This is a genomic window from Bordetella genomosp. 13, from assembly GCF_007679965.1.
In the GTDB taxonomy this organism is placed as follows: Bacteria; Pseudomonadota; Gammaproteobacteria; order Burkholderiales; family Burkholderiaceae_B; genus Bordetella.
In genome coordinates this window covers 222,643-231,890 of record NZ_VEHL01000004.1, presented here as the reverse complement: position 1 = coordinate 231,890, position 9,248 = coordinate 222,643, and the positions used below count along the sequence as shown (strand labels likewise).

Annotated in this window: 1 protein-coding gene; it reads right to left on the bottom strand. The window is 73.3% G+C overall.

Going from position 1 to position 9,248, the window contains the following annotated elements; all coding sequences use genetic code 11:
* Positions 1–5: 5 nt before the first annotated feature.
* Entirely contained in the window at positions 6–9,245 is a 9,240-nt protein-coding gene (locus FS845_RS12335) for a non-ribosomal peptide synthetase (RefSeq protein WP_144635198.1), read from the bottom strand.
* Between the last annotated feature and the right edge of the window lie 3 nt (positions 9,246–9,248).

Here is a 9,248-nt window from a genome sequence, read left to right as displayed (position 1 = left end):
GTTCGCTACTCCTGGTATTCGCCCGCGACCGCCGCCTGCTGCGCGGCCTGCGGCAGCATCGAGCGGTCGAACATCGCACCCATGGCCACCACGATCTTGCGCGGACCCGTATACGGGTCCCGCGCATGGGCGGCCAGCATGTTGTCCAGCATCACCACGTCGCCGCGCTGCCACGCGAAGCGCACCGCGCAGGCCTCGTAGGCCCGGCCCAGCAGGGCCATGGTGTCGTCGGGAATCGGCGAGCCATCGCCGAAGTACACCTGGCGCGGCATGCGGCGCGCGCCCACCATGGCCAGCAGGTCGGTGCGCACGTCCGGATCCAGGCACGCCACGTGGTGCAGTTGCACCTGGTTGAAGAAGGCGCGATCGCCCGAGACCGGATGGCGGATCACCGCCGCGCAGCGATGGCGGGTCTGCAGGGTCTCGCCATCCAGCCACTCGAACGACGCGCCCGCGGCCAGCAGCCGAGCCTCGACCTCGCGCCGGTCGTCGGTCTTGTAGAAGTCGCGCCAGCCGACGTCCAGGCGCGGCGTGAACGTGCGCACGTACAGCAGCTCCTTGCGCTCGAACTCGTCCACCAGCGCCGCCGGCAGGATGCGCAGCATCTCCCGGCAATCGACGATGGGCGTGGCGCCGCCCGTCACGGAAGGCAGCTCGCAGAAGAACCACTGCTTGCGCGGCCAGCGGTCCAGGTGCGAGCTCTCGTTGTGGTACAGGATCATTTCCTGTTCGGGGTACGGCGTGGACCGGTAGATGTTGCGCCCGCCCTCTTTCTTCGGCAGGTCGCCGTACTGGCCGTACAGGCCGGGCTCGATGGCCTCGGCGAAGGCCTCGAAGTCGCGCGGCGTCTGCAGGGGGAAACCGCGCAGCAGCAGGCCCGCATGGCGCAGCACCAGCGTCTCGATCTCTTCTCGATGCTCGCGGGCCCACTGCACGGCGTCCAGGCCGATGCCTTCGGCGCGCACCACCAGCGGGAAGGAACGTGCCGACCCGGGCAGCAGATCGTGCACCACGCGCGGCGCGGCGTGCGCCTGGACCTGCGCCTGCGCCGTCGCGGCAGGTCCAGCCTGAGCCTTGCGCGCGGCGTGCAAGGCGCGCAGTTGGTCCAGCTTGGCGGACGGTTTGGCCCCGGCCTGGACGGGCGCGCCGTCGGCCGTTGCCTGGCCGGACGCGTCCGGCGCCGCAGTCTGGCCGCGCGCGGCGGCGGCCGGCCGATAGACCAGCGCATCCAGCGAGACCTGGGCATCCTGCGCCACGCGGCCCAGCCCCGCCTGCCAGGCCTGCGCCAGGCGCTCCATGCCGGCCTGCGAGTAAAGCGCGCGGCGGTACACCCAGTCCGCGCGCAGGCCCGCGTCCGACTCGCTGACGAACACCGCCAGGTCGAACTTGCCGCGCTCGGCGGCACTGTCGACCACCTCGACGCTCAGTCCGGGCAGCTCGAAGCGCGCCTGGGGCAGGTTCTGCATCACGAACAGCACCTGCACCAGCGGCGCCTGGCCGCGCCGGCGGCGCACGCGGCCGGCCTCGACGATCTGGTCGAACGGCAGGTCCGCGTGGTCCAGCGCATCCAGCAGATCGGCATGCACCGACTTCAGCCATGCGCCGAACGGCAGCGCCGGCGCGCGCCGCAGGCGCATCGGCAGCACGTTGACGAAGAAGCCCACCAGCGGCTCCAGCTCGGCATGCGTGCGTCCGGCCGAGTCGGTGCCGATCACCACGTCGTCCTGTTCGGCCGCGCCGTGCAGCACCGGTGCGAAGGCGGCCAGCAGCACCGCGAACAACGAGGCGCCGTGCGACTGCCCGAGCTCGCGCAGGCCACGCGTGGCCGCGGCGTCCAGCTCGGTGCGGATCTGGCCCACGTCGGGGAGCCCCGCTCCGCCTGGCACGGCGCCCGCCTTACCGGCCGCGGCCGGATCCGCGTCGGAAACACCCGCGTACACCGCCGGCCGCGACAAGGCCGGGGCATCCTGAAGCTTGCGCGCCCAGAACCCGGCCAGCGCATCGCGCCGCGACCGGACGCGACCGCATTGCCAGGCCGCGTAGTCCGGGTACTGGACGGCCAGCGCGGGCCAATGCGGATCGCGCCGCTCCAGCCGCGCGCGATACGCTTCCACCCAGTCCCGCACGAACACGGCCTGCGACCAGCCGTCGAACACGATGTGATGCACGCACAGGAACAGCAGATGGCTGTCCTGCCGCAGCGGCGCGATCGCCGCGCGCACCAGCGGCCCCGACGCCAGGTCGAAAGGCTGCCCGGCGCGCGCCCGCAGAGCCTCTTCGGCGGCGGCGCGCCGCCCCGCTTCGGGCACACGGGACACGTCCACGCGCTCCAGCGCGAGCGTGGCGTCGGACAGGATGGATGCACCGACCTCGCCGTCACCTGACTCCACGAACACCGTGCGCAGCGCCTCGTGCCGCGCCACGACCGCGTTCAGCGCCGCCTCCATCGCGTCCAGGTCCATCTGCCCGTCGCAGACCAGCATGGCGGTCATGTTGTAGGCGGCGCGCTGCGCCAGGGCCTCGCGCGGCGCCAGCCGGTCGGCCAGCCACAGGCGCTGCTGCACGGGCGCCACCGGCAGCGGCTCCTGCCGCGCCACCGGTCGCGGCGCCTGCTCCGACGCCGCCGCGCCCTGTTGCAGGGCCTGCGCCATGCGCCACAGCACCGGCTGGTCGAACACGGCGCGCAGCGGCAGCTCGACCTTCAAGGCCGCGCGCACCCGCGACACCAGCTGGATGGCCAGCAGCGAATGCCCGCCCAGTTCGAAGAAGTGGTCGTCGCGGCTGATCGACGGCACATCCAGCACGTCGGCCCAGGCCTGCGCCAGCGCCTGCTCGCTGGGCGTGCGCGGCGGTTGCGCGGCGACGGACTCGCGTTGCGGTTCGGGCAGCGCACGGCGGTCGAGCTTGCCGTTGGCGTTGCGCGGCAACTGATCCAGGCCGACCCAGCGCTGCGGCACCATGTATTCCGGCAGCACGGCGCGCAGGTGCGCCGTCGCCGCCTGCTGGCACGCCGCCAGCGCGGCCGCGCCGCCCTCGGGCACCACGTAGGCCACCAGCTGGCGGTCGCCGCGCCGGCCCGCTGGGGCCGCCACCGCCGCCTGCGCCACGCCGGGCGCGCGGCGCAACTGCGCCTCGATCTCGCCCAATTCGATGCGGTAGCCGCGGATCTTGATCTGGTCGTCGCGCCGGCCCACGTATTCCAGCACGCCGTCCGCCCGGCCGCGCGCCAGGTCGCCGGTCCGATACATGCGGGCGCCGGGCGCGCCGGCATGCGGATCCGCCAAGAAGCGCTCCGCGCTCAACCCGGGGCGCGCCGCATAGCCGCGCCCCACGCCGCTGCCCGCCACGTACAGCTCGCCCACGACGCCCGCGGGCACGCACTGCAGGGCCGCGTCCAGCACCATCAGCCGCGTGTTGGGCACCGGGCTGCCGATGGGCAGCATCGGCGCGTCTTCCAGCGTGTCCGCCTGGATGCGGTGCAGCGACACGTCGTCCGCGCATTCGGCGGGACCATAGGCATTGACCAGCGGCACCGTCGGGTACCGGCCGAACCAGTCCTGCGCCAGCTGCGTGCTGGATGCCTCGCCGGTGGGCAGCATCCAGCGCAGCGCCGGCAGATCCGGGGCCTCGGCCGCCAGCATGGCGCCGATGACGGCCGGCACGGATTGCAGCACCGTCACGCCGCGCTCGCGCACGGCGCGGGCCAGGGCCGCCGGATCGCGCGCCACCGTGTCGCCGAAGATCTCGACGCGCGCGCCGCACAGCGGGGCCGTCAGGAACTGCCATACCGAGATGTCGAAACTGGGCGATGCGGTCTGCGCCACGACGTCGGTCTCGGACAAGGCCAGGAACGGCAGCTTGCTCAGCTGGTTGTTCAGCATGCCGCGCAACGTCACGACCACGCCCTTGGGCTGCCCCGTCGACCCCGAGGTGTAGATCACATAGGCCGCCTGGTCCGGATGCGAGGGCAGGCGCAGGTCCGTATCGGCGCCGGCGCGCAGCACCTCGTCGTAGCGCAGCAGCGCCAGCCCGGCGTCTCGGGCCTGTCCGGCCACGCCATCCAGCGCCCGCGCCTGGGCGGGCGTCATCACCAGCGCGCGCGCGCCGCTGTCGCGCAGCGCCGCCGCCAGCCGCTGCGGCGGCAGCGCGGGATCCAGCGACAGGAAGGCGCCGCCCGCCTTCAGCACGCCCAGCATCATCGCCAGCAGCGCCACGCCGCGCTCGCCCACCAGTCCCACCACGGTGTCGGCGCCCACGCCGGCGGCGCGCAGCGAGTGTGCCACGCGGTTGGCATTGCGGTTCAACTGCTCGTAGGTGAGCTGGCCATCGTCGCCGCGCGCGGCCACCCTCAATGGGTGGCGCCGCACGCACGCCTCGAAGCGGCTGGCATGGTCGCCATCGCCGTAATCCAGCGGCTCGCCGCGCAGCACCGCATCCGCGCGCACCGAGGCGCCCAGGTCCAGGTCGCCCAGCCTGGCGTCGGGATCGGCGGTCAGGCATGCCAGCGCCTGGCGCAGCAGCGCCAGCAGCCGCTCGACGTCGGCCGCGTCGAAGCGGTCGACGTCATAGGACAGCCGCACCAGTATCCGCGTGCCGGGCACCACGATCACCGTCATCGGATAGTTGGTATGGGTATGGTTGTCGCCGATGTCGATGCGCAGGCCCGAGATGTTCAGATGCACGCTGCCGTCCAGCGGCGCGTTCTCGAACACGAACAGGCTGTCGAACAGGGGCGTTCCGGGCGGCAGCGGGGCCAGCTGCTGGATCTCGGCCAGCGACAGGTGCTCGTGTTCGCGCATCGCGGCATTGCGGTCCAGCAGCGCGCCCAGCCATTGCCGCACGGTCGTGTCCGCGGACGGCATGCGCAACCGCAGCGGGATCGAATTGATGAACAGGCCGATGGTTTCCTGGATACCCTCGAGCTCGAGCGGCCGCCCGGCCGAGGTCACGCCGATGGTGACCTCGTCGGTGCCGCCCAGGCGCGCCAGGATCAGCGCCCATGCGGCCTGGAACAGCGTGTTGACGGTGACGCGCGACTGCTGCGCGGCGCGCTGGAATCCCGCGGTTTCCTGCTCGTCGAACTGCAGCACGCCCTCGCGCACGGCCGACACGACGCCGCCGCGCTGCCCGCCCTTCCGGCCGCGCATCCACGGGATCGGGGTGGTGGCATCCATGCCGCGCAGCGCGTCGCTCCAGAAGCGCAGCGCCGCCGCCCGGTCCTGGCCGCGCAGCCAGTCGATGAAATCGCGGTAGGGACGCTTGCGCGTGGTGCGCGGCGTGCGGCCGGTGCGGTAGGCGTCGTAGTGTTCGAAGAAATCGATCAACATGATCGAGCGGCACCAGGCGTCCATCATGATGTGATGGAAGCTCTGCACCAGATGGAAGCTGCCGTCGGACAGCTTGACCAGGCGCTCGCGCATCAGCGAGGCGCGGCGCAGGTCGATGCCCTGCTCGCGTTCTTCGCGCAGTTCATCCTCCAGGCGCCGCAGCGCCTCGTCCTCGCCGATGCCGCTCCAGTCGCGGAAGTCGACGACGCTGGGAACGCTTCGGTACACGATCTGCAGCGGCTCGCCTTCGTCCTCCCAGGCCAGGGCGGTGCGCAGCGCCGGATGCAACGCCACGACGGCGTCCCAGGCGCGCGTGAAGGCCGGCACGTCGATGCCCACGCCGAACCGGTAATGGTCCTGCACCACGTACATGCCCGAGCCGGGGTTCATCAGCGAATGCAGCAGCAGGCCGTGCTGCATGGGCGCCAGCGGATAGACGTCCTCCACCTCGGCCGGGTCCAGGCCCAGCGCCTGGATGCGCTCGACGGCGTCGCTCTCGGCAGGCCGGCCGGCGTGTTGTTCCTGCGCATGCCGCGGCTCGGACCACGCCGGCGGCTGGGGCGATCCGGCCTGCGGCGCGGCTGCCTGCGTCGGCGTGGACGATGCGGCGGACGGCGAGTCGGCGGGCGCGGCCGCCTCGTCCAGCAACGCGGCGACCCGCGCCACCGTCTGGTGGGCCAGCAACTGCTTGGGCAGCAGGGCCAGGCCCCGCTTGCGGGCGCGCGCGACCACCTGCAACGCCAGGATGGAATCGCCGCCCAGCTCGAAGAAATTCTGGTTGCGGCCGATGCCTTCGCGTCCCAGCACCGTGCCCCACACCGCGGCCAGCATGGCCTCGGTGCCGGCGCGCGGGGCCTCGTCGTCGGCGCTCTCGCCGTCGGCCACGGGGCCGGGCAAGGCGCGCGCATCCACCTTGCCATTGGGCGTCAGCGGCATCGCGGCCAGCACCACGATGGCGGACGGCACCATGGCGTCGGGCACGCGCGCGGCCAGGGCATCGCGCAGCCCGCGCGCGTCCAGCGCGGCGCCCGCGTGCGGCACCACGTAGGCCAGCAACTGCGCGCGGCCGTCCGGACCGTTGCGCACCACGGCGTGCGCCTGCGCCACGCCCGGCTCGGCCAGCAGGCTGCCGGCGACTTCGCCCAGTTCGATGCGGTAGCCGCGCACCTTGACCTGCCCATCGGTACGGCCCAGGAAGGCCAGGCTGCCGTCGGCCAGCATGCGCGCGCGGTCGCCGGTGCGGTACAGGCGCAGTCCCGTGCCGTACGGATCCGCCACGAAACGTTCGGCGGTGGCGCCGGGCCGGCCGCCATAGCCTTGCGCCAGGCCGGGACCGCCCAGGTACAGCTCGCCCGGCAAGCCGGCGGGCAGCGGGTTCAGGTCCGCGTCCAGCACATAGGCCCGGGCGCCCGGCAGCGGCCCGCCCAGCGGCAGGCTGGACGTGTCGCGCTGCGCCCGCGCGGCCTCCTGCGTCAGGATGCCCACCGTGGTCTCGGTGGGCCCGTAGTGATTCATGACGCGCAGCTCGGGCCGCAGCTGCGCCACGCGCCCCAGCAGCGGCCAGCCCGTGGCCTCGCCGCCCAGCACCAGGCGGCGGCGCGGCAGCACGCCCGCGGCATCGGCGGCGGCCAGCAGCGCCTGCAGGTGGCTGGGCACGATCTTCAGCACGTCCACCTCGTGCTGCCGCATGTAGGCCGCGAAACGGTCCGGATCGAACGCCAGGTCCGTCGGCATCATGTGCAGCGCGCGGCCGGCGCACAGGGCGCCGAACAGCATGGTGTGGCCCAGGTCCGCGGCCACGGTCGACGCCATCGCCATGCTGCGCGCCTGCTCGGGCAGGTCCATGCGCGCCAGCACGCCGGCCACGTACGCGGCCAGCGCGCCGCGGCCGATCACCACCGGCTTGGGCTGGCCGGTCGAGCCGGACGTGAAGATGACGTAGGCCGGCTGCGCCGGATGCACCGGGACGTCGGAGAAACCGGCGGCCGCCTCGGCCTGCGGGACCTGGGCGGGACGCGGCAGCGGCAGCACCCGTGCGTCCTGCGCCCAGGCGGCCACGGCGCCGGCATCGTCGGCCGACAGCACCAGGCGGGCGCCGCTGGCCTGCACCTGATAGGCCAGCCGTGCGGCGGGCAGCGCGGGATCGAGCGGCACGTACACCCCGCCCGCGCGCAGCACGGCCAGCATCGCGGCCACCATCCCCGCCGAGCGCGGCGCATGCACGCCCACCGCCACCCCGGCGCCCACGCCGTGCCGGCGCAGTTCGTACGCCAGCGCCGCGCTGCCGGCCCGCAACTGGTCCTGGGTCAGCGCGCCGTCCTCGCCGGTCACGGCCAGCGCCCGCGGCGCGCGCTCGGCCCACGTCCGCCACGCCTCGACGACATCGGGAGCGGCAGCCGTCATGGCGGCCTGCATGGGTGCGGACTCCGAGGCCGCCGGTGCCAACGCCTCGCCTTCCACCATCGCCAGTCCGGCCGCATCTCCGACGTGCACGGTCGCGCCCAAAGGCTCGGCAGGACGGCGCATCGCCCGCGCCAGCGTCTGCACATACACGTCGCGCAGCGCCTGGATCGTCGCCGGCTCGAACAGTTCCGACGCATACGCGAAGTAGCCGCGCACCTCGTCGCCCTGATCGGTGAAATCGAAGGTCAGGTCGAAGTGCGCGCGCTCCCCGGACAGCGCCTCCAGCTCCATCGACAGATCGCCATGGCGCCGCGCGGGCGGCAGCGGCGGCAATTCCGCGCACTTCACCTGGAACAGCGGATGCGCGCCGCTCGCGCGGGCGGGCGCCAGGGCGTCGACCAGCGCATCGAACGGCAGGTCCTTGTTCTCCTGGGCATGCAGCACCGCGTCGCGCGTGGCCGCCAGCAAGGCATCGAAGCCGGCCTTGGGATCGACGCGCAAGGCCAGCACCACCAGGTTCACCAGATGGCCGACCATGTCGCGCGTCTCGCTGCGATCGCGGCCGGCCAGCGGCGTGCCGATGCGCACGTCCGCCTGGCCGCCGCAGCGGTACAGCGTCCACGCCAGCACCGCGACCATGTAGATGTACAGCGATACGCCATGGCGGCGGGCCGCCGCGCGGAGGTCCGCCGCCACGCCGGCGGGCAGGTCCAGCGCCACGCGCGCCTCGGCGTGCGTGGCGGCGGCGTCCCGCGGACGATCCGGCGGCAATGCCAACGTGCCTTCGTCCGAGGCCAGCCGGTCGCGCCAGTACGACAACTGCCGATCGCTCTCGCCGGCCTGCATCCACGTGCGCTGCCAGGCCGCATAGTCGGCATACTGGATCGCCAGCGCCTGGCGCGCCGAAGCGCGGCCCGCGCGGGCGTCCTCGTACAGCCCTCCCAGTTCGTCGATCAGCACCTGGATGGACAGGCCATCGGCGACGATGTGATGCAGCACCAGGCACAAGGCGTGCGTCCGCGCGTCGACCCGGGCCAGGGCCACGCGCAGCGCGGGCTCGGCGTCCAGGGCGAACGGCTTGACGGCATGCTGCCGCGCCCACCCGCGCACGGTCGCCAGCGCCATCGGCTCGGGCTCGAGCGCCACGGGTGCGGCCGGCAGCACCACCTGCAGCGGACCCTCGCCATTGCCCGCCGCGAAGTGCGTGCGCAGGGTCTCGTGCCGCTGCACCAGTTGCGTCAGCGCGGTCCGCAGGGCCTGCAGATCCAACGGCCCGCGCAGCCACAGGATGCCGGGCAGGTTGTAGGCCGGGCTGGAAGGATCCAACTGCCACGTCAGCCACAGGGCGCGCTGCGCATACGACAGCGGCAGGGCCCGGTCGCGCGGGCTGCCGACGATGGGCAGTTCCGCGAAGCTCAGCCCGGTGGCGCGCAGCCGCTCCAGGAACGTGCGCTGCGCCGCCGCGTCCAGGCGCGCGAAACGCCGCGCCAGCTCGATGCCTACAGGCTCAGACATGCT